This is a genomic window from Idiomarina sp. 017G (assembly GCF_004362265.1).
Classification (GTDB): domain Bacteria; phylum Pseudomonadota; class Gammaproteobacteria; order Enterobacterales; family Alteromonadaceae; genus Idiomarina; species Idiomarina loihiensis.
Genome location: NZ_SNWT01000006.1, coordinates 38,141 through 58,311, shown reverse-complemented (window position 1 = coordinate 58,311; position 20,171 = coordinate 38,141). Strand labels below are relative to the sequence as shown.

Genomic DNA, 20,171 nt, shown 5'->3' with positions numbered 1-20,171 from the left:
AGCACGATTTTATGGCATTATGGGACAAAGCAACCTTAAGGCAGGAGTTCTCTATGCAATATTCCCCCGAATTTATCAAAGCCATTCCTAAAGCTGACTTGCACTTGCACCTTGATGGCAGCCTTCGTGCCAGCAGCTTAATTGATATGGCTAAGCGCGCTGATATCGAACTTCCAAGCTATACTGAAGAAGGCCTGTTTGATCTGGTATTTAAATCGCATTACAACAATTTGGGTGAATACCTCAATGGGTTTCAGTACACCTGTGCCGCTTTGCGCGATTTAGAAAACCTGGAGCAAGCCTCTTATGAATTAGCCGTCGATAATCAAAACGAAGGGGTTAATTACATTGAGGTACGTTTTGCTCCTCAGCTACTCATGGACCCAGGTAAAGGTGTTACTTTTGACACCATAATGCACGTAGTAAACGACGGCCTTTTGCGCGCAAAGAAAGAGTACAACAACCGCGCAGACGTTAAAAACGGCGATAAGCCACCATTTGACTACGGCATTATCAACTGCGCCATGCGGATGTTTGGTAAAAAAGGGTTTTCCCCTTATTACACACAAATGTTTCAGTTAATGCGCGACTTTGAACCTATGCAGGTTATTAAAACGGCCGCAATGGACTTAGTTCGCGCCAGCGTTCGTATGCGTGACGAAGAAGGCATGCCAATTGTCGGGCTGGATATTGCCGGTCAGGAAATTGGTTACCCGGCGGGTGAGTTCAAAGAAGTATACGAATACGCGCACGAGAACTTTCTGCTGAAAACCGTACATGCCGGAGAAGCTTACGGCGCTGAGAGCATTTTTGAGGCGTTAACCAAGTGCCATGCCGACCGCTTAGGTCATGGTTATTCCTTATTCTCTCCTGAAATGACTCAGGACCCGTCTATTGAAGACCCGAAAGCTTATGGTGAAAGCCTGGCCTCTTATATTGCTGACCGTCGTATTGCCGTTGAAGTTTGCCTGACCAGTAACCTGCAAACTAACCCCGATATTGGCGACATTAAAAACCACAACTTCCAGCACATGCTGGATAACCGCCTGGCGACCATTATTTGTACTGATAACCGTCTGGTTTCTCGTACCACGGTAAGTAACGAATATCAGTTAGCTGTGGATAATTTTGATATTTCGCTGAAGCGCCTGAAAGACATTGTCGCCTACGGCTTTAAGAAAAACTTCTTCCCGGGTCGCTATGTAGAAAAACGCGATTACGCTAAGCAAAACCTGGAGTATTTTGACAAAGTGGTTAAACAGTTTGGGTTAAACGACGCAAGCTAAGTAAAAAACCGTTCGAGTTTAGATATTTTAGACAAGCATGCAGCTGATTAAGTGGCTGCATGCTCTTCCAGCTACTATCGGTGTCAATTTTAAGTAGCGCCAAATCGCGTTCCCGCAAACTGATTCAAGAGTTTGTGCACCAAATAGCACACCATCATAGCCGCAATAATTGCTACAAAAGTACTGCTCAGACGGTAAAGCCCGGAATACACCAAGTCTTGTGCTGGCGATAAATACTGACCGAAAAGAATGCCCATAGTGGTCATTGCCCCAAAACCCACTCCGGCTCCCGAAGCTTCAAGTACATGAATGCGGGCAAACAACATCACCCCAAGCCAGAACAACGGCACAATCAACCACAGTATGTCATACCAACCGTACAGCAGAAGCTGCACACCTAGACCAAACATAACACCAATTAGAGTCCCTGCCGCTCGCTTGCGCGCGTAAGTTAATGCCCCGTTCCAGTTCATGGGGAATAGCACCAAAATGGTCGTGGCCTGCGCAGAAATGGAATCCTGCAAATCAAACAGCTGAAACACCAAAAACGACAGGGTTGTCACCGTAGCGCCCAAAATAGCTTCGTGGCGCACACGGTTAGGTGACTTATCTGGTAAGGCCGGTGGTGACGCATTCTGTTCTTTATTGGGTATCATCGCATGCATAACAAAGGCAATGGCTATTGCCAGTATCGATGCAAAGAAGTTACTGGCTATTAAGTTATTAACGTCGGTGCCCGGATAACTGGCGTAATGCAGCATAATGCTCAGCATCAGCACACCATTTGCGCCGAACAGGAACGCCGTGCCGCGCGCCATAAAAGCAAACCGATACAGAAATAAGACAAAGGCGGCCATTGTCATTAATACTGAATGCCCGCCCAGTATCTGCGCCAGAATACCTACTTCCAATCCGCACATAACCGACGCCGCAAGTATTTGCCGGGCGACTTGTCGGTTTATCATTGGCACTAAGCCCAGTAGCAGCATTGGTAAGACGGTAAAAAACACGCCATAAGACAAGTCAAATAGCGCCGTGAACAAAAAGCCGATGGAGCCACCAAAGGCTATTCGTAAGCATTGCCGTAGGCCGTTTTCACTCAAGGCAGAAGTCGCCATAGTCCCTTCCTGATCAATAAATGTAGTGCAACCAGCCCAGCAACCGAATTTGCGCTTTCGCGATAGCGGCTTTAAAGCTTCCTTCAGGAACTATCTGCACCGTGGCCTTCGCTCCGGCCGGGCGCTCTGAATCCGGTTGTTCTGCTAAACTCAGGTGAACCCGAAGTCGCTGCGCGTCACGTACCCACCGGTTTGAGTTAACCGGTGCTGCTAAGGCTCCGTCGGCACTTAACTGACCCGCGTTAACACCGGCATCAATGCTTTCCACTTTAGCCTCATAAAGCGTGCCAGGTTCGGCATCAAATACCACGAGAGCCTGTTGGCCAGATTCTATGCTCCGTAAATTCTTCTCCCGAAAATCCGCAATAATGTCGGCATTGGGTGAGACTAGAGCCATTAGCGGCGTGCCTTGACGGGCATAAGCGCCTTCGCTGAGCTTTAGATTGCCGACTCGTCCGGCATGTTTGGCACGCACGGTGGTGTAACTCAAGTTAAGCCTCGCCGTTTCTATCGCGTTTTCGGCTTGTTGAATAAGCAAATTGTTTGCATCGTCCTCAGCACCTCGTTGCACTTTTAGGCTCTGCAGTTGTGACTGGGCGGCTTCAACATTTGCCAGGGCCTCTAGCTTACTGCTCTGCGCACGGTCGTATGCCTGTTGCGACGAACTACCGTCCTCCACCAGATCTTTAATGCGGCGGGCCTCACGGCTAAGCTCTTGAGCTGTTGCCTGTGCTGATTTTATCTTTGCCTGGGCAGTTCGAATTTGGGCATCAAATTGCTGGTTTGACTGTTGCGCCTGAGCCATTGCCAGCTCTGCTTGCTGTAATTGCAGTTGATAAGGTCGCGGGTCAATTTCAAATAGTGGCTCGCCCTCTTCAACATACTGGTTATTATTAACCAAGACTTTCTCTACCGTACCATTCACCTGCGGTGCGACCTGAGTCACCACCCGGGTTACCATTGCCTGTGGAGTCAACGGCAGGCTCAAGTCAGCCCACAGAAAATAGGCAAATATGAGCACAAATAGCACCAATGCCCGCTTAACCCAACGGGCAAATTTCTCGTCTGCGGTCATACCTCTTCCTCATTATTTTGGTCAAGTTTCTGAGCTTCAGACATGTGATTCGCATTGTATGAAATCATCGCCAGAACCTTCTTAACCGTTTCAATTTCTTCATCTTCGATATTGGCCAGCAACGCCCTTCTTACTTTTAGAATTTTCGCTTCCATTTTTTTAACCAGAGCATGACCTGAATTCGTTAAAAACACCTGCTTAGCACGGCCGTCGTCCGGGCTTGCCTTGCGCGTAATCAGCTCTTGCTCCTCCAACTGCGCCAGCGTGCGCATAAGTGAACCAAGTTCTAATTCAAGCGCTTCGGCAAGCTGCTTTTGACTGACACCATCACCAATACGTGCCAGTTTCCACATAGCACTCCAGCGCGGGTAGGTTAACCCCAGCGGCGCCAGTTCCTTATCCGCAATAGCCTGCCACTGACGCGCAACGCGACCGAGTCGTTCAGGTACAGATAACTGTCTGAGCTGTTCTTGTGTTAATGTCATAACAACCTCTTTAGTTAGCACGCTAAGTATAATAACAAACTTAGCGTGCTAACTAAAATGAAAATAGCGATAGGTTTGAACTAAAAATTAGATACAAAAAAAGCCCCTGCAAAAGGGGCTGTAGAAACAATATTTACAATACCACCCTGAGGTGTACTCTAGAACGGAATATCGTCATCAAAATCATTGTCAGGTGAAAACGGCGCGGGTTCTGCCGGTTTTTGTTGTGACTGTTGATTTTGCTGCTGCGCTGGCTGAGGCGCAGGACGCTGTTGTTGCTGTGATTGCTGTTGTGGTTGACCACCACCGTAACCACCGCCTTGCTGCTGACCGCCACCAAAACCCTGGCCTTGTTGTGGAGCACCACCCTGCGGGCCGCCACGAGAATCCAGCATTTGCATTTCGTTAATGACCACTTCTGTCGTGTAACGCTCTACGTTGTCCTGGCCTGTCCATTTGCGGGTTTGCAAACGCCCTTCAACATAAACTTTAGAGCCCTTTTTCAGGTACTCGCCGGCAATTTCTGCTAAGCGACGATAAGCCACACAACGGTGCCATTCGGTTTGTTCGCGCGGTTCGCCTGTTTGCTTATCTTTCCAGGTTTCGCTGGTAGCAATCGACAGGTTGGCTATCGCTGTGCTGTTTTGGGTATAACGAACCTCTGGGTCAGCGCCCAAATTACCAATTAAAATTACTTTATTTACACCGCGACTGGCCATTAGATTCTCCTGTTCCTTGTACGCGTTACAACTGCTTTAAATTATTTAAGCGACCGATGCTTCTTTAAGCAACTGATTAACCGCCTTTTCATCGTAATGTTTTTTATCAACTTTTAAGTAAGTGGCCTGATCTTCTTCAACCCATCTTGCTTCCGTAACGCCGGTTACGGTAAGTAACTGCTCACTTAGCTTGGTAGCCTTGCTTTCAGTTAACCCGGGCAATGATAACGAGACACTGGTGACACCTGCGGGGTTAACCATGACTAAACTGATTAGCAACCAACATACTAGCAAGATCAGGCAGAAAACAACAACGCCAGATATCCCAAAAAACTGTAAGACTGAGCCGCCTACGACCCCACCGACAAAAGAGCCTAAAAACTGACCTGTTGAATAAATGCCGCTGGCACTACCTTTGCTTCCCGCTGGCGCAATTCGGGTGAGTAACGAAGGTAAACTGGCCTCAATAAAGTTAAAGCCAGTGAAAAATATAACCAGAGCAGCAACCAGCAGCCAGGGGTTTTGCCCCGCTATGGCAATAATTAGCAGCGCAACAATTAAAGTGATAATAGAAAACCGCAGCCACTGCACAGAATTATTATTACGCGAACTGCTGATAATCATTGGCACCATGAACAAAATGGACGCGGCCAGCGTGGGTAAGTAAAACCAGGCATGAGTCTGACTTTCAAAACCTGCGTTTTGCAGTTGCATGGGTAAAGTCACAAACCAGGCCGTTAAAATAGCGTGTAACACAAAAATACCGCTGTTCAGGCACCACAGTTGTTTGTGTCTAAGCAAATGCCCCAGTTCTGACAACACTGGTAAGGATTCACGCCTCGCAGAAGTTGTCACCACTTTGGGGACGCTCAGCAACAACACCAGAATACCCAGAGCGCCACTGGCGGCGGTAAACCAGAACAAACCCGAGAGTCCAATAATATTACCCAATAAAGGTCCGGCTACCAGCGAAATAGCGAACGCCAGGCCAATGCACATACCAATAGTAGCCATCACTTTCGGCCGTTGTTCGTCACGCGATAAATCAGCTGCCAACGCCAGAATAGCAGCCGCAATAGCGCCCAGCCCCTGTAGCGCCCGGCCAATGGATACACCGAATAGAGTATCAGCCTGAGCTGCCACCACACTGCCAAGAATAAAGACCAGCAAACCACCGACAATAACCGGCTTTCGGCCAAGGCGGTCAGACAGCATACCTAACGGAATTTGCAACAGTGCCTGTGTCAGGCCGTAGGCACCCAGAGCAATACCGACCCAAAGCGGGGAATAGTCAGGGTAGTCTTGTGCATAAACCGCTAAAACTGGCATGATCAAAAACAGCCCTAACATCCGTATACCAAAGACGGAAGCTAGTGCTAAAGCGGCTTTTTTCTCTGTTTTATTTAATTTTTGCGGCGTCATTTCACTGCTTTTATATCAGTAACATGATAAATGATGCCGTTATTGTACCAGATGCCTAACACTGTGCGATAATAGCGTTTTGTCGTCAGTCATTTACTGAACAACAGACGGGAATTATGGATACTATCGAAGTACGCGGTGCGCGCACGCACAACTTAAAAAATTTCAATCTGACCATCCCCCGCAATAAGCTGATTGTGATAACCGGCTTATCCGGTTCGGGTAAGTCATCACTTGCTTTCGATACCCTATATGCAGAGGGACAGAGACGCTATGTTGAGTCGCTCTCTGCCTATGCTCGTCAGTTTTTGTCACTGATGGAAAAGCCTGATGTTGACAGTATCGAGGGTCTATCACCGGCTATATCAATAGAGCAGAAGTCAACATCGCATAATCCGCGTTCGACGGTCGGTACTATTACGGAAATTTACGACTATTTACGTCTGATGTTTGCCCGGGTGGGCGAGCCTCGTTGCCCGACTCACGACGTGCCGCTGGCGGCACAGACCGTATCGCAAATGGTCGATAACGTATTGGCAGCTCCTGAAGGCGAAAAGCGCATGTTGCTTGCGCCAATTATTCAGAACCGTAAAGGCGAACACTTAAAAGTGCTAGAAAACCTCGCCTTACAGGGTTATATCCGCGCCCGTATAGACGGTGAAATTTGCGATTTAAGCGATCCGCCCACGTTAGAGCTGCAGAAAAAGCACACCATTGAAGTGGTCGTTGACCGCTTTAAAGTTCGCGACGGCATGGAGCAGCGCCTGGCGGAATCTTTTGAGACCGCACTGGAACTCAGTGGCGGAACGGCTTTAGTCGTACCGATGGACGGCGACGGTGATGCCGAAGTGTACTCGGCTAACTTTGCCTGCCCACATTGTGGTTACAGTATGCAGGAACTGGAGCCACGATTGTTTTCATTCAACAATCCGGCCGGTGCCTGCACTACTTGTGACGGTCTGGGTGTTGAGCAGTTTTTTGATCCGGCCAAAGTTGTTGTTAATGCAGAGCTGTCGCTAACGGGCGGTGCAATTCGCGGCTGGGACAAACGTAACTTCTATTACTACCAGATGCTGCAGTCACTGGCTAAGCACTACGACTTTAAATTGTCGCAGCCTTTCAACGAATTGCCCGATGACATTCGCGAAAAAATTCTGTTTGGTAGCGGTAAAGAAGAAATAAAGTTCACTTACATGAACGACCGCGGCGACAAAGTGGTCAGAGCGCATCCGTTTGAAGGGATTATTCCTAACATGCAGCGCCGTTACCGCGAGACTGAATCACAGGCTGTGCGCGACGAGTTGTCCAAATACGTAGCGACGCAACCCTGTAAAAGCTGCAGTGGTACGCGCCTGCGTACAGAAGCTCGTCATGTGTTTATTCAGGGCACAACCCTGCCGGAAGTTGTTGAGCAATCCATTGGCGACGCACTTGAGTTCTTCCAGCAACTGAGTCTGGAAGGTCAGCGCGCGCAAATTGCGGAAAAAATTCTGAAAGAGATTAATGACCGTCTACGCTTTTTAGTTAACGTGGGACTTAACTATTTAAGTTTGTCCCGCAGCGCAGAGACCTTGTCTGGTGGTGAGGCGCAGCGTATTCGTCTGGCCAGCCAAATTGGTGCGGGTCTGGTTGGTGTTATGTACGTACTGGATGAGCCCAGTATTGGCTTACACCAGCGCGACAACGAACGCCTGTTAAACACTCTGACTCACCTGCGTGACCTCGGTAACACCGTGATTGTGGTTGAACACGACGAAGACGCTATTCGTCAGGCCGATCACGTTATTGATATTGGCCCTGGTGCCGGCGTACATGGTGGTGAAATTATTGCTCAGGGTCAGGTTGAAGATATTGTCGGAAGTGAAGATTCACTAACCGGCGACTATCTGTCCGGCAGAAAAGAAATAGAAGTTCCTAAGCAACGCCACAAACCGGATAAACGCCGGTTAACCATTCACGGAGCCAGCGGGAACAATCTGAAGAATGTCGATTTCAATTTGCCATTAGGTATTATGACCTGTGTGACTGGAGTATCCGGTTCAGGTAAGTCAACGCTGGTCAACAATACGCTGTTCCATATCGCGCATCGTGAACTTAATGGCGCGACAACGGGCGAACCGGCTCCGTACAAAAGTGTCGATGGCATGCAGCTGCTGGATAAAGTGGTGGATATTGACCAGAGCCCAATAGGCCGTACACCGCGCTCCAACCCAGCCACTTACACCGGTATTTTCACGCCCATTCGCGAACTGTTCGCAGGTGTTCCTGAATCACGAGCCCGCGGTTACAAACCCGGTCGCTTTAGCTTTAACGTACGCGGCGGTCGTTGTGAAGCTTGTCAGGGCGACGGAGTTATTAAAGTTGAGATGCACTTCTTGCCGGACGTTTATGTTCCTTGCGATATTTGTAAAGGTCAGCGCTATAATCGCGAAACGCTGGAAGTACAGTACAAAGGCAAGAATATTCACGAAGTGCTGGATATGACCATTGAAGACGCTCGTGAATTCTTCGACCCGGTTCCGGCTATTGCACGCAAGTTGCAAACCTTAATGGATGTGGGCTTGTCTTACGTCCGGTTAGGCCAGTCAGCGACAACACTCTCTGGTGGTGAAGCGCAACGGGTCAAATTGTCACGTGAGTTGTCCAAGCGTGATACTGGCAAAACCTTATACATTCTGGATGAACCGACAACCGGTCTGCATTTCCACGACATTAAGCAATTGCTGGCGGTGATTCATCGTCTGCGTGACCACGGCAACACGGTAGTGGTTATTGAGCACAACTTAGACGTGATAAAAACCGCTGACTGGATCATCGACTTAGGTCCTGAAGGTGGTTCCGGCGGTGGTGAAATCCTCTGCGAAGGTACCCCAGAAGATATCTGTGAAAATGAGCGCTCACACACGGCTCGTTTCTTAAAACCTATGCTTAAACAATCTTAAAAGGACGCAGTATGTTAACGGAAGACTTTAAAGTAAGATTTTATGAGACCGATGCCCTGGGCCACGTCAATAACACGGTTATACCGGGGTGGATAGAAACCGGACGTTTGCCTATTTTTGAGTTCTTTGGAGAAATGTCGCCGAAGACACAAAGCTTAATTGTCGCGCGACTGGAAGTCGATTACCTCTTACCTATTTATTTTGGCGGTCATGTCACGGTGAATACCTACGTTAGCCGTTTAGGTGGCAGCTCGTTTGATATCACTACCGAAATTTGGCAGAAAGATAAAATGTGCGCTAAAGGTAAAACAGTATTGGTGTACTTTGATTTTCAACAGGAACGTTCTGTGAAGCTATCTGACGAATTAAAAGATCGTCTGTCTACCATCACGCATCCGGAGCAGCCTCTTGACGCGTGATCTGGTCAGTGGCGGGCAGCAAATACATGCCCCGGATGATCTCAAAAGCTTGCTGGAGGAAATACACCAGCAGGCAATGAAGATCACCGAAGGGCATGTTGCTGATTACATCCCTGCGTTAGCAGAGGTCGACCCCGAGCTCTGCGGACTCACTCTGGCCACACTCGATGGCGAGGTGTTTAACGTCGGTGATACTCAGGAGCAATTCTCCATTCAGTCCATTTCGAAGATTTTTGGTCTTATGCTGGCAATGGAGCGCCTTGGAGAAGATTTGTGGGACAGAGTTAAAATGGAGCCTTCAGGCCAGGCCTTTAATTCTATAGTCCAGCTAGAGTGGGAAAAAGGCATTCCCCGTAACCCAATGATAAATGCCGGGGCTATTGTTGTTAGTGACGTGCTCGTTAGCCGCTACTCTGCCAGTAAAAATGCGGTTTTGAGTTTGGTGCGCACCTTATGCGGCAACGACAACGTTTACGCCGATAACATTGTTCACCAGTCAGAAAAAGAGCATGGCCATCGCAATGCGGCCCTTGCTCACCTAATGAAAAGCTTCGGTAATATTGATGCTGAAGTTGATGAACTATTAGATCATTATTTTTGGCAGTGTGCGTTGACCATGTCCTGCGAAAATCTCGCTCGCTCTTTTACGTTTCTTGCAAATGACGGAATTTGTCCTTTTTCTAAAAAGAAAATTATGTCGAAACGAGACTCTCAACGCATTAATGCGTTGCTATCAACCAGCGGTATGTACGACCAAAGCGGCGAATTTGCTTTTACCGTAGGTGTTCCCGCTAAAAGTGGTGTTGGTGGTGGGATGATTGCCGTCGTTCCTGACTTTGGCGTTATTTGCTCATGGAGCCCAAGATTAAACAGCTACGGTAACAGCGCCCGTGGAATGTACATGGTACGCGAGCTAGCTAACCGTTTGGGGCTTAGTGTCTATTAACGTGTTGTTGTCGGCCGATATATCTGAAACCGCTCCATATTAAATCGTCTAAATAATATTTCAAACTCGCCCTGTCGGCCAAGCTCCCGCAGCAACCTTTGTAAGGTATCTGCGCTGATATTCTTATTATCGCCAACAAGTAAGTGCAGCTTGTATTCCAGACTAACCTTTTCCGACAACAATAAACTGTCCACATTAATCTGATTTGAGCCTTTTAAAGCAGCCAGAAGTTCATCATTGATAATAGTAAGATCTATCCGACCTCCTAGTACCATCTGCAAATTTGTCATTCTGGAGTCTGCCAAATACGTCGTATACTTTTCCTCGACTTCATCTGAAGCCAATAGCTCGCCCCCTAACAGATAATGATAGCCCTTGACCCCACCTAAAGTTTTGCCATCGTATGTATCGAAAAACGTCTGGTCTCTGTCTGCTTTTTGTAAGGCGACCAGCCGCTCTTGTCCTCTGACTAAAGGCATTGTTTGCTGAAACCCTACTCCACTTTTTTCCCAACCCCAAAGGGGCGATTCGAAGAATATAACATCACAGCACCCTTTCACACTCAGGGCTTTATGACGATTTGCAGGGGGAATCACCTGAATGCGGAATTCGTAGCTGTCCTGATGCTCATTCAACAAACTTATCAGTTCACGGGTAAGATCCGTTTGCAGTACATCGGAAAAATAAGGAGGGTAATCGTAGGCAGCAACATAGACCGGTACCTGTGCTGTAGCAGAACAGCTTAGTCCCATAAAAACGAACACAGAAAAGTATCTGAGTAATTTCAATTGATTGGCTGACTATAAGTTGAGTATCTATCTCAATAGTTCATTTTTTAGTCTTGAATGTCAATACTTGAGCGAGCCTTCGCTTACTTTTGATAAGCTATTTTGATGAAAAATTATGAGCAGGCATAAAAAAGCCCGGCCAAAGCCGGGCTCTTAAAATCAACAGGACTGCTTAGTCCATGATTTTTGATACAACGCCTGCACCTACGGTACGGCCACCCTCACGGATAGCGAAACGCAGACCTTCGTCCATTGCGATTGGAGCAATCAAATCTACAACAAACTTCAGGTTATCACCAGGCATGACCATTTCTACGCCTTCTGGCAATTCTACTGCACCAGTGACGTCCGTTGTACGGAAGTAGAACTGTGGACGGTAGCCTTTAAAGAATGGCGTATGACGGCCACCTTCGTCTTTGCTCAGTACATAAACTTCCGCTTCGAACTTAGTATGCGGAGTAATTGTACCTGGCTTCGCCAGTACCTGACCGCGCTCTACGTCGTCACGCTTAGTACCACGTAACAAGGCACCGATGTTCTCACCTGCACGACCTTCGTCAAGCAGTTTACGGAACATTTCAACACCCGTAACGGTGGTCTTCGTCGTATCTTTCATACCAACGATTTCACACTCGTCGCCTGTACGCACGATACCGCGCTCTACACGACCAGTAACAACTGTACCACGACCTGAAATCGAGAATACGTCTTCGATTGGCATGATGAATGGCTTATCGATGTCACGCTCTGGCTCTGGGATGTAGTTATCCAGTGCGTCGGCTAATTCAACAATTTTCTTAGCGTAGTCTTCGTCGCCTTCCAGCGCTTTCAGTGCTGAGCCCTGAATTACTGGTAAATCGTCGCCCGGGAAGTCATATTCTGACAACAGTTCACGAACTTCCATTTCTACCAGCTCTAACAGCTCTTCGTCGTCGACCATGTCACATTTGTTCATGAATACAACGATGAATGGTACGCCTACCTGACGTGAAAGCAGGATGTGCTCACGAGTCTGTGGCATTGGACCGTCTGTTGCTGCTACTACCAGAATAGCGCCGTCCATCTGCGCCGCACCGGTGATCATGTTTTTAACATAGTCAGCGTGCCCTGGGCAGTCTACGTGTGCGTAGTGACGAGTTGGTGTGTCATATTCAACGTGTGACGTTGAAATAGTAATACCACGCTCTTTCTCTTCTGGCGCGTTATCGATGGCTGCGAAGTCTTTCGCCGCACCACCATAAACTTTTGCCAAAACAGTTGTGATAGCAGCAGTTAGTGTTGTTTTACCGTGGTCAACGTGACCGATGGTGCCGACGTTTACGTGCGGCTTCGAACGTTCAAATTTTTCTTTAGACATGATATATCCTCAAACTTAAGTTAAAAGCCCGGCCTCGAAAGAACCGGACCAGACCTTACTTATTTAGCGTTACGCTCAGCCATTACTTTTTCAGCAATGTTGTTTGGTGCTTCAGAGTATTTCAGGAACTCCATAGAGTAGGATGCACGACCCTGCGTTTGTGAACGCAAGTCTGTCGCATAACCGAACATCTCAGACAGTGGTACTTGAGCATTAACTGCTTTCAAACCACCCGGAGCTTCTTCCATACCATCAATAAGACCGCGACGACGGTTTAAGTCACCCACGACATCACCCATAGATTCTTCAGGAGTGATAACTTCAACTTTCATGGTTGGCTCTAACAGAGCTGGGTTAGCTTTTAATGCACCTTTCTTGAAGGCCATGCTACCAGCAATTTTAAATGCCATTTCAGAAGAGTCGACATCGTGGTATGAACCATCATATAGAGTCGCTTTAACACCCAATACAGGATAGCCAGCCAAGACGCCTTGTTGCATCTGTTCTTGGATACCCTTGTCTACTGCCGGGATGTATTCTTTCGGTACAACACCACCTACAATTTCGTTTACGAATTTGTAAATAATGTCATCACCGTTATCGTCTTCTTCGATAGTCATTGGTTCAAGTTTAATCCAAACGTGACCAAACTGACCACGACCACCTGATTGACGTACGAATTTACCTTCGACTTCGACAGACTCACGAATTGCTTCACGGTAAGCAACCTGCGGCTGACCTACGTTACATTCAACTTTGAATTCACGCTTCATACGGTCAACGAGGATATCCAGGTGAAGTTCACCCATACCAGAGATGATTGTCTGGCCAGATTCTTCGTCAGTCTTAACACGGAACGATGGATCTTCTGCAGCCAATTTACCTAAAGCAATACCCATTTTTTCCTGGTCAGCTTTAGTTTTCGGCTCTACTGCAACCGAGATAACCGGTTCAGGGAATTCCATACGCTCAAGTGTGATTTTATGAGCTGGATCACACAGCGTGTCACCTGTAGTAACGTCTTTAAGACCAATCAGTGCCGCGATGTCACCAGCGCGAACTTCTTTGATCTCTTCACGGCTGTTTGAGTGCATTTGTACCATACGGCCAACGCGTTCTTTTTTGTTCTTAACTGGGTTAACAACACCGTCGCCCTGGTTCAATACACCAGAGTAAACGCGAACGAACGTCAAGGTACCAACAAATGGGTCAGTCGCAATTTTAAATGCCAGAGCTGAGAATGGCTCTTCGTCAGACGACTTACGTACGCCTTCAGATTCATCATCCAAAATACCAGTGATAGGCTTAACTTCTGTTGGTGATGGCAAGTATTCAATAACAGCGTCAAGCACTGCCTGAACACCTTTGTTTTTGAACGCAGAACCACAAGCAACCAAACAAAGATCATTAGCCAGAGTACGCATACGCAGGCCTTGCTTGATTTCCGCTTCAGTTAACTCACCTTCTTCCAGGTATTTAGTCATCAATTCTTCGTTAGCTTCAGCCGCAGCTTCTACCAACTCAGCGTGATATTTTTCACACTCATCAACCATGTCAGCAGGGATTTCTTCATAAGTGAATGAAGTACCCATGTCTTCTTCGCTCCAGTTGATGAACTTCATTTTAACTAAGTCCACAACGCCGCGGAAATTATCTTCTGCGCCTACTGGTAGCTGCATTGGAACAGCCTGAGCTGCCAAACGCGTTTTCATTTGGTGTACAACAGATAAGAAGTCTGCGCCTGCACGGTCCATCTTGTTGACGAATACCATGCGAGGAACTTCATATTTGTTTGCCTGACGCCAAACAGTTTCAGTCTGAGGCTGAACACCAGATGATGCACAAAGTACAACAACAGCACCGTCAAGAACACGCAAAGAACGTTCAACTTCGATGGTGAAGTCAACGTGTCCAGGAGTATCGATGATGTTTACACGATGCTCAGGGAATTGCTTGTCCATACCCTGCCAGAAACAGGTGGTAGCTGCTGACGTGATAGTGATACCACGCTCTTGTTCTTGTTCCATCCAATCCATGGTGGCTGCACCATCGTGCACCTCACCAATTTTGTGAGACAAACCAGTATAAAACAACACACGTTCAGTTGTGGTTGTTTTACCGGCGTCTACGTGAGCACAAATACCGATATTACGATAGCGCTCTATGGAAGTTTTACGAGCCACAATAAACTCCTTCTAGGTTAACTGCGAATTACCAGCGATAGTGAGCAAACGCTTTGTTTGCTTCAGCCATGCGGTGAACGTCTTCACGTTTCTTCACAGCAGACCCTTTGTTCTCTGATGCATCTAGCATTTCAGCTGCCAGACGCTGCGACATTGATTTTTCACCACGGGTGCGCGCTGCATCAACTAACCAGCGCATAGCCAGTGCGTTACGGCGTACCGGACGAACTTCAACCGGAACCTGATACGTTGAACCACCAACACGACGAGATTTAACCTCAACCATTGGGCGGATGTTGTCTAAAATTGTATCAAAGACTTCCAGGCGATCTTTACCTGACTTCTCTGCCAGGATGTCCAATGCACCATAAATAATTTTTTCAGCGACTGCTTTTTTGCCGTCAACCATGACGACATTGATAAATTTGGCCAACAATTCTGATCCGAACTTAGGATCTGGAAGGATTTTACGTTGACCTATGACGCGTCTTCTTGGCATCTCAATATTCTCCGATTAATTCAGGGTTTTACCCAAAACGTACGACAGTTTGGCCTTACTAACGGAGAACCGTTAAGATTTAGGCCGTTTTGCGCCGTACTTAGAACGACCTTGTCTACGGTCATTAACACCTGAGCAGTCAAGTGCTCCGCGTACTGTGTGATAACGCACACCTGGCAAGTCTTTTACACGACCGCCACGAATTAGTACGACTGAGTGTTCTTGTAAGTTGTGACCTTCGCCACCGATGTACGAAGAAACTTCGTAACCGTTAGTTAAACGAACACGGCAAACTTTACGCATTGCAGAGTTCGGTTTCTTTGGCGTAGTTGTGTAAACACGGGTACATACACCGCGTTTTTGAGGGCACGCTTCAAGAGCCGGAACGTTGCTTTTCACAACGGGCTTTTGACGGCCTTTACGCACCAGCTGGTTAACTGTTGCCATTCATTACTCCTAGTTTAGTTGATGTCGCTTTTTACCACGTGTATAGAGCGTGAAAAATCGCTTTTTTCTGACCACTGAAAGTCAGATCCCGAAATTCGGGAGCGGAAATTCTAATGGTCATATTTTCGCCTGTCAAGGCTATACAAAAGAAGCCGGCACTTTTACAGTACCGGCTTCTGTACACGAACGTTAAAAACGTTCGCTAATTATTCTGCAGAATCATCACCTGCAGAACTATTTCCAGCATTTAAGGCATCCGCAAGTTGTTGCTCAGCCTGCTCTGCAGTCATAGTTGGCTCGATATCAACATTCAGTTCATCCAGTCGACGCTGCATGCGCTCTTTGTGATATGAGTAACCTGTACCTGCAGGAATCAGACGACCAACAATTACGTTTTCTTTCAGTCCACGTAAGCTGTCTTTCTTACCACCAACGGCTGCTTCGGTAAGAACTCGCGTTGTTTCCTGGAACGAAGCCGCTGAAATAAAGGATTCAGTCGACAACGATGCCTTAGTAATACCCAGCAACTGACGTTCAAATATTGCTGGTTTCTTACCATCCGCTTCCGCTTTTGCGTTAGCTGCTAACACTTCTGACATTTCAACCATCTCGCCTTCCAGCAAGTTCGTATCACCGGCGCGTAAAATAAGTGCCTTACGCAACATCTGGCGAACGATAGTTTCAATGTGCTTATCGTTAATTTTAACACCCTGCAGACGGTAAACTTCCTGCACTTCGTTAACGATATAGTTAGCAACTGCACTAACGCCACGTAAGCGTAAAATGTCGTGCGGTGCTTCTGGACCATCGGCAATAACTTCACCTTTAGTCACTTGTTCACCTTCAAACACGTTCAGCTGACGCCACTTCGGAATCATCTCTTCGTGCTGATCACCACCATCTGTTGGGGTAATCAATAGGCGACGTTTACCTTTGGTTTCTTTACCGAAGGAAACCGTACCGGTTTTCTCTGCAAGAATCGCTGGTTCTTTTGGCTTACGCGCTTCGAACAAGTCAGCAACACGTGGCAGACCACCGGTAATATCACGAGTCTTAGAGCCTTCCTGAGGAATACGCGCTAAGGTGTCACCAATTTTAACCTCAGAATTATCTTCCAGGTTAATTATAGCGTTACCTGGCAAGAAGTATTGCGCAGGGATATCAGTACCGGCGATATTAACGTCGTTACCTTTACCATCAACCAATTTCACCATTGGACGCATGTCTTTACCGGCACTGGTGCGCTGACCTGTTTCCAGTACAACAATGCTTGAAAGGCCTGTGAGTTCATCGGTTTGACGAGTCATGGTGACACCATCAATTAAATCAACAAACTTGATACGACCTTCTACCTCGGTAATGATTGGGTGAGTGTGCGGGTCCCAGTTAGCAACGGTTTCGCCGCCATCTACTGAGTCGCCTTCACCTTTTTTCAAGACCGCACCATAAGGTACTTTGTAACGCTCGCGCTCACGACCGTATTCATCCGTCAGAGTTAACTCTGTAGAACGTGACGTAATAACGTGTGCTTTATCGCTGTTCACAACCCATTTAGCGTTATGCAGCTTGATTGTACCCGGGTTTTTCACCTGGATATTGTTTTCAGCTGTTGCACGAGATGCCGCACCACCGATGTGGAAGGTACGCATGGTTAACTGTGTACCCGGTTCACCGATTGACTGTGCTGCTATAACACCAACCGCTTCCCCCTGATTAACCATATGTCCGCGAGCCAGGTCACGACCATAACAGTGTGCACAAACACCAAAGTCTGTATCACAAGTAATAACCGAGCGAACTTTAACTTCGTCGATAGAATTCTCTTCCAATACGTCACACATTTTTTCATCAAGCAATGTATTGCGCGGAAGTAACTCTTCTTCGCTGCCAGGCTTCATTACCGGCTCACAAAGAACACGACCCAGTACACGTTCACGCAACGGCTCTACAACGTCACCACCTTCAATCAGCGGTTTCATGTAAAGACCTTCGTATGTGCCACAGTCTTCTTCCATGATCACAACGTCTTGTGAAACGTCTACCAGACGACGAGTCAGGTAACCTGAGTTCGCTGTCTTCAATGCGGTATCGGCCAAACCTTTACGAGCACCGTGCGTCGAGATGAAGTACTGAAGTACGTTCAGACCTTCACGGAAGTTAGCAACGATTGGCGTTTCGATGATTGAGCCATCTGGCTTAGCCATCAAACCACGCATACCGGCTAACTGACGAATCTGCGCGGGGCTACCACGAGCACCTGAGTCAGCCATCATAAAGACTGAGTTAAATGATGCTTGCTCTTCGTCTTCACCGTCTTTGTTTTTAACAATCTCTTTCGACAAGTTATCCATCATCGCTTTCGAGACTTTCTCGTTAGCGGTTGACCAAATATCGATAACTTTATTGTATTTCTCACCGGCAGTTACCAAGCCTGATTCGAACTGTTCCTGAATTTCAGCCACTTCTTCTTCTGCTGCAGAAACAATCTCTTTCTTAGCTTCAGGGATAACCATGTCGTTTATACCAACCGACGCACCCGATACCATTGCGTAATGGAAACCGGTATACATGATTTGGTCAGCGAAAACGACTGTATCTTTCAAACCAAGGTCGCGATAAGCCTTGTTCAACATACGGCCAATCGGTTTTTTACCCATAGCCTGGTTAATCAGTTCAAAAGGCAGACCTTCCGGCATAATCAGTGACAAAATTGCGCGACCACAAGTGGTGTCACGCAGTTCGGTTTTCGTTGTACGATTGCCGTCGTCATCAATGGTGGTATCGGTGATACGTACCCGGACGCGACTATGCAACTCAACCTGACCCGTACGGTAAGCCTTTTCGGCTTCGTTCGGATCTTTGAAAACCATGCCTTCGCCTTTGCCGTTGATTTTCTCTTTAGTCATGTAATACAGACCAAGTACAACGTCCTGCGAAGGAACGATAATAGGATCACCACTGGCCGGCGACAGTACGTTGTTGGTAGACATCATCAACGCACGTGCTTCCAACTGAGCTTCTAAAGTCAGTGGTAAGTGCACAGCCATTTGGTCACCATCAAAGTCGGCGTTATAAGCCGCACAGACCAACGGATGCAGTTGAATCGCTTTACCTTCAATCAGTACCGGTTCAAACGCCTGGATACCTAAACGGTGAAGTGTCGGCGCACGGTTAAGCAGTACTGGGTGCTCTTTGATAACTTCATCAAGTACGTCCCAAACTTCTGCTGTTTCGCGCTCAACCATTTTCTTCGCTGCTTTAATGGTTGTTGCTAAACCACGACGCTCTAATTTGCCATAGATAAATGGTTTGAATAATTCCAACGCCATTTTCTTAGGCAGACCACACTGGTGCAGGCGCAATTTAGGACCAACGGTAATAACCGAACGGCCTGAATAGTCAACACGTTTACCCAGCAGGTTCTGACGGAAACGACCCTGTTTACCTTTGATCATGTCAGCCAAAGATTTCAGAGGACGTTTGTTAGAGCCTGTAATTGCACGACCACGACGACCGTTATCTAACAACGCATCAACCGCTTCCTGCAGCATACGTTTTTCGTTGCGCACGATAATATCTGGTGCAGCAAGGTCTAACAGACGCTTCAAACGGTTGTTACGGTTGATTACGCGACGATACAAGTCGTTAAGATCAGACGTAGCAAAACGACCGCCATCAAGCGGTACCAACGGACGTAAGTCTGGTGGCAGAATTGGAAGTACTTTTAAGATCATCCACTCAGGCTTGTTGTTTGATACCTGGAATGCTTCAAGTAACTTCAGTCGTTTGCTAATTTTCTTACGTTTGGTTTCTGAGTTTGTCTCAGGTAACTCTTCACGTAATTTTTGAACATCACCGTCGATATCAACAGCGCGTAACAGATCCAGAACTGCTTCTGCACCCATTTTTGCGTCGAATTCGTCGCCGTGCTCTTCAAGTGCGTCTAAGTATTCGTCTTCAGTCAGGATTTGACCCTGCTCAAGAGAGGTTAAACCACCCTCTGTAACAACGTAAGATTCGAAATACAGTACACGTTCGATATCACGCAGAGTCATATCCAGCATTAAACCAATGCGCGACGGCAATGATTTAAGGAACCAGATGTGCGCAACCGGGCTGGCCAGTTCAATGTGACCCATACGCTCACGGCGCACTTTAGTCAGTGTAACTTCAACGCCACACTTCTCACAGATGACACCACGGTGCTTAAGGCGCTTGTATTTACCACACAAGCACTCATAGTCTTTTACCGGACCAAAAATACGGGCACAGAACAAACCATCACGTTCCGGCTTAAAGGTACGGTAATTAATAGTTTCAGGTTTTTTCACCTCACCATATGACCAACTACGGATCATATCTGGAGACGAAAGAGCGATGCGAATACCATCAAACTCTTCTGCCTGATTCGTCGGCTTTAAAAGCTTCAGCAAGTCTTTCACGATTTATCTCCTGTCGGAGTTCAACCTACGGGGAGCGCAAGCA

15 protein-coding genes are annotated in these 20,171 nt (G+C 47.3%); 4 read left to right on the top strand and 11 right to left on the bottom strand.

Annotation, left to right across the window (positions count from 1 at the left end):
• The first annotated feature begins 53 nt into the window (after positions 1-53).
• Positions 54-1,286 carry an adenosine deaminase family protein gene (locus tag DEU30_RS09040; protein WP_034818721.1) on the top strand — a complete coding sequence of 411 codons (1,233 nt, stop codon included), beginning with the start codon at positions 54-56 and terminating at the stop codon, positions 1,284-1,286.
• Positions 1,287-1,375: 89 nt separating this feature from the next.
• Here the strand turns inward: DEU30_RS09040 and DEU30_RS09035 are convergent, their stop codons facing one another.
• The 5 genes from DEU30_RS09035 to DEU30_RS09015 all read right to left on the bottom strand — a co-directional run bounded on the left by DEU30_RS09035 (position 1,376) and on the right by DEU30_RS09015 (position 6,105).
• Positions 1,376-2,404, bottom strand: coding sequence for a DUF2955 domain-containing protein (locus tag DEU30_RS09035; protein WP_114982038.1), 1,029 nt, complete (start codon positions 2,402-2,404; stop codon positions 1,376-1,378).
• A gap of 13 nt (positions 2,405-2,417) precedes the next feature.
• Entirely contained in the window at positions 2,418-3,479 is a 1,062-nt protein-coding gene (locus tag DEU30_RS09030; protein ID WP_114982037.1) for an HlyD family secretion protein, read from the bottom strand.
• Entirely contained in the window at positions 3,476-3,964 is a 489-nt protein-coding gene (locus DEU30_RS09025; RefSeq protein WP_011233618.1) for a MarR family transcriptional regulator, read from the bottom strand. The genes DEU30_RS09030 and DEU30_RS09025 overlap by 4 nt, the downstream gene beginning before the upstream one ends.
• A gap of 158 nt (positions 3,965-4,122) precedes the next feature.
• Positions 4,123-4,683 carry a single-stranded DNA-binding protein gene (gene ssb, locus DEU30_RS09020; protein WP_011233617.1) on the bottom strand — a complete coding sequence of 187 codons (561 nt, stop codon included), beginning with the start codon at positions 4,681-4,683 and terminating at the stop codon, positions 4,123-4,125.
• Positions 4,684-4,728: 45 nt separating this feature from the next.
• Positions 4,729-6,105 carry an MFS transporter gene (locus DEU30_RS09015; protein WP_114982036.1) on the bottom strand — a complete coding sequence of 459 codons (1,377 nt, stop codon included), beginning with the start codon at positions 6,103-6,105 and terminating at the stop codon, positions 4,729-4,731.
• Between the two features lie 116 nt (positions 6,106-6,221).
• Here DEU30_RS09015 and uvrA point away from each other — a divergent pair, with 116 nt between their 5' ends.
• Genes uvrA through glsA form a run of 3 tightly spaced genes read left to right on the top strand, consistent with a single transcriptional unit; the run spans position 6,222 to position 10,412 of the window.
• Complete coding sequence (gene uvrA, locus DEU30_RS09010; RefSeq protein WP_114982035.1) at positions 6,222-9,047, top strand: excinuclease ABC subunit UvrA; 2,826 nt, start codon at positions 6,222-6,224, stop codon at positions 9,045-9,047.
• A gap of 11 nt (positions 9,048-9,058) precedes the next feature.
• Positions 9,059-9,466 carry a thioesterase family protein gene (locus DEU30_RS09005; protein WP_114982034.1) on the top strand — a complete coding sequence of 136 codons (408 nt, stop codon included), beginning with the start codon at positions 9,059-9,061 and terminating at the stop codon, positions 9,464-9,466.
• Positions 9,456-10,412 (top strand): glutaminase A, encoded by a 957-nt coding sequence (glsA, locus tag DEU30_RS09000; protein WP_011233613.1) that lies wholly within the window; start codon positions 9,456-9,458, stop codon positions 10,410-10,412. The genes DEU30_RS09005 and glsA overlap by 11 nt, the downstream gene beginning before the upstream one ends.
• On the opposite strand, the gene DEU30_RS08995 is transcribed toward glsA, so the two are convergent.
• The 6 genes from DEU30_RS08995 to rpoC form a co-directional block, all read right to left on the bottom strand.
• A complete protein-coding gene (locus tag DEU30_RS08995; RefSeq protein WP_227016353.1) occupies positions 10,409-11,164 on the bottom strand; it encodes an amino acid ABC transporter substrate-binding protein in 756 nt (251 codons plus the stop codon). The two genes, glsA and DEU30_RS08995, sit on opposite strands and share 4 nt — an antisense overlap.
• A 208-nt stretch (positions 11,165-11,372) precedes the next feature.
• Entirely contained in the window at positions 11,373-12,557 is a 1,185-nt protein-coding gene (tuf, locus tag DEU30_RS08990; protein ID WP_114982032.1) for an elongation factor Tu, read from the bottom strand.
• A gap of 59 nt (positions 12,558-12,616) precedes the next feature.
• On the bottom strand, positions 12,617-14,740 hold the full coding sequence (gene fusA, locus DEU30_RS08985) for an elongation factor G (RefSeq protein ID WP_034818772.1): 2,124 nt from the start codon (positions 14,738-14,740) through the stop codon (positions 12,617-12,619).
• Between the two features lie 28 nt (positions 14,741-14,768).
• Complete coding sequence (gene rpsG / locus DEU30_RS08980) at positions 14,769-15,239, bottom strand: 30S ribosomal protein S7 (protein WP_011233610.1); 471 nt, start codon at positions 15,237-15,239, stop codon at positions 14,769-14,771.
• Between the two features lie 72 nt (positions 15,240-15,311).
• Entirely contained in the window at positions 15,312-15,686 is a 375-nt protein-coding gene (gene rpsL, locus DEU30_RS08975) for a 30S ribosomal protein S12 (protein ID WP_011233609.1), read from the bottom strand.
• Between the two features lie 206 nt (positions 15,687-15,892).
• Positions 15,893-20,128: a DNA-directed RNA polymerase subunit beta' gene (gene rpoC, locus DEU30_RS08970; RefSeq protein ID WP_011233608.1), complete on the bottom strand. Its 4,236-nt coding sequence runs from the start codon at positions 20,126-20,128 to the stop codon at positions 15,893-15,895.
• Positions 20,129-20,171: the final 43 nt, after the last annotated feature.

What these genes read in the sequence shown, in the direction of transcription:
- DEU30_RS09040 (WP_034818721.1), top strand. Translation starts at nt 54, where the DNA reads ATGCAATATTCCCCCGAATTTATCAAAGCCATTCCTAAAGCTGACTTG.
- DEU30_RS09035 (WP_114982038.1), bottom strand. Translation starts at nt 2,404, where the DNA reads ATGGCGACTTCTGCCTTGAGTGAAAACGGCCTACGGCAATGCTTACGA.
- DEU30_RS09030 (WP_114982037.1), bottom strand. Translation starts at nt 3,479, where the DNA reads ATGACCGCAGACGAGAAATTTGCCCGTTGGGTTAAGCGGGCATTGGTG.
- DEU30_RS09025 (WP_011233618.1), bottom strand. Translation starts at nt 3,964, where the DNA reads ATGACATTAACACAAGAACAGCTCAGACAGTTATCTGTACCTGAACGA.
- ssb (WP_011233617.1), bottom strand. Translation starts at nt 4,683, where the DNA reads ATGGCCAGTCGCGGTGTAAATAAAGTAATTTTAATTGGTAATTTGGGC.
- DEU30_RS09015 (WP_114982036.1), bottom strand. Translation starts at nt 6,105, where the DNA reads ATGACGCCGCAAAAATTAAATAAAACAGAGAAAAAAGCCGCTTTAGCA.
- uvrA (WP_114982035.1), top strand. Translation starts at nt 6,222, where the DNA reads ATGGATACTATCGAAGTACGCGGTGCGCGCACGCACAACTTAAAAAAT.
- DEU30_RS09005 (WP_114982034.1), top strand. Translation starts at nt 9,059, where the DNA reads ATGTTAACGGAAGACTTTAAAGTAAGATTTTATGAGACCGATGCCCTG.
- DEU30_RS08995 (WP_227016353.1), bottom strand. Translation starts at nt 11,164, where the DNA reads ATGGGACTAAGCTGTTCTGCTACAGCACAGGTACCGGTCTATGTTGCT.
- tuf (WP_114982032.1), bottom strand. Translation starts at nt 12,557, where the DNA reads ATGTCTAAAGAAAAATTTGAACGTTCGAAGCCGCACGTAAACGTCGGC.
- rpsG (WP_011233610.1), bottom strand. Translation starts at nt 15,239, where the DNA reads ATGCCAAGAAGACGCGTCATAGGTCAACGTAAAATCCTTCCAGATCCT.
- rpsL (WP_011233609.1), bottom strand. Translation starts at nt 15,686, where the DNA reads ATGGCAACAGTTAACCAGCTGGTGCGTAAAGGCCGTCAAAAGCCCGTT.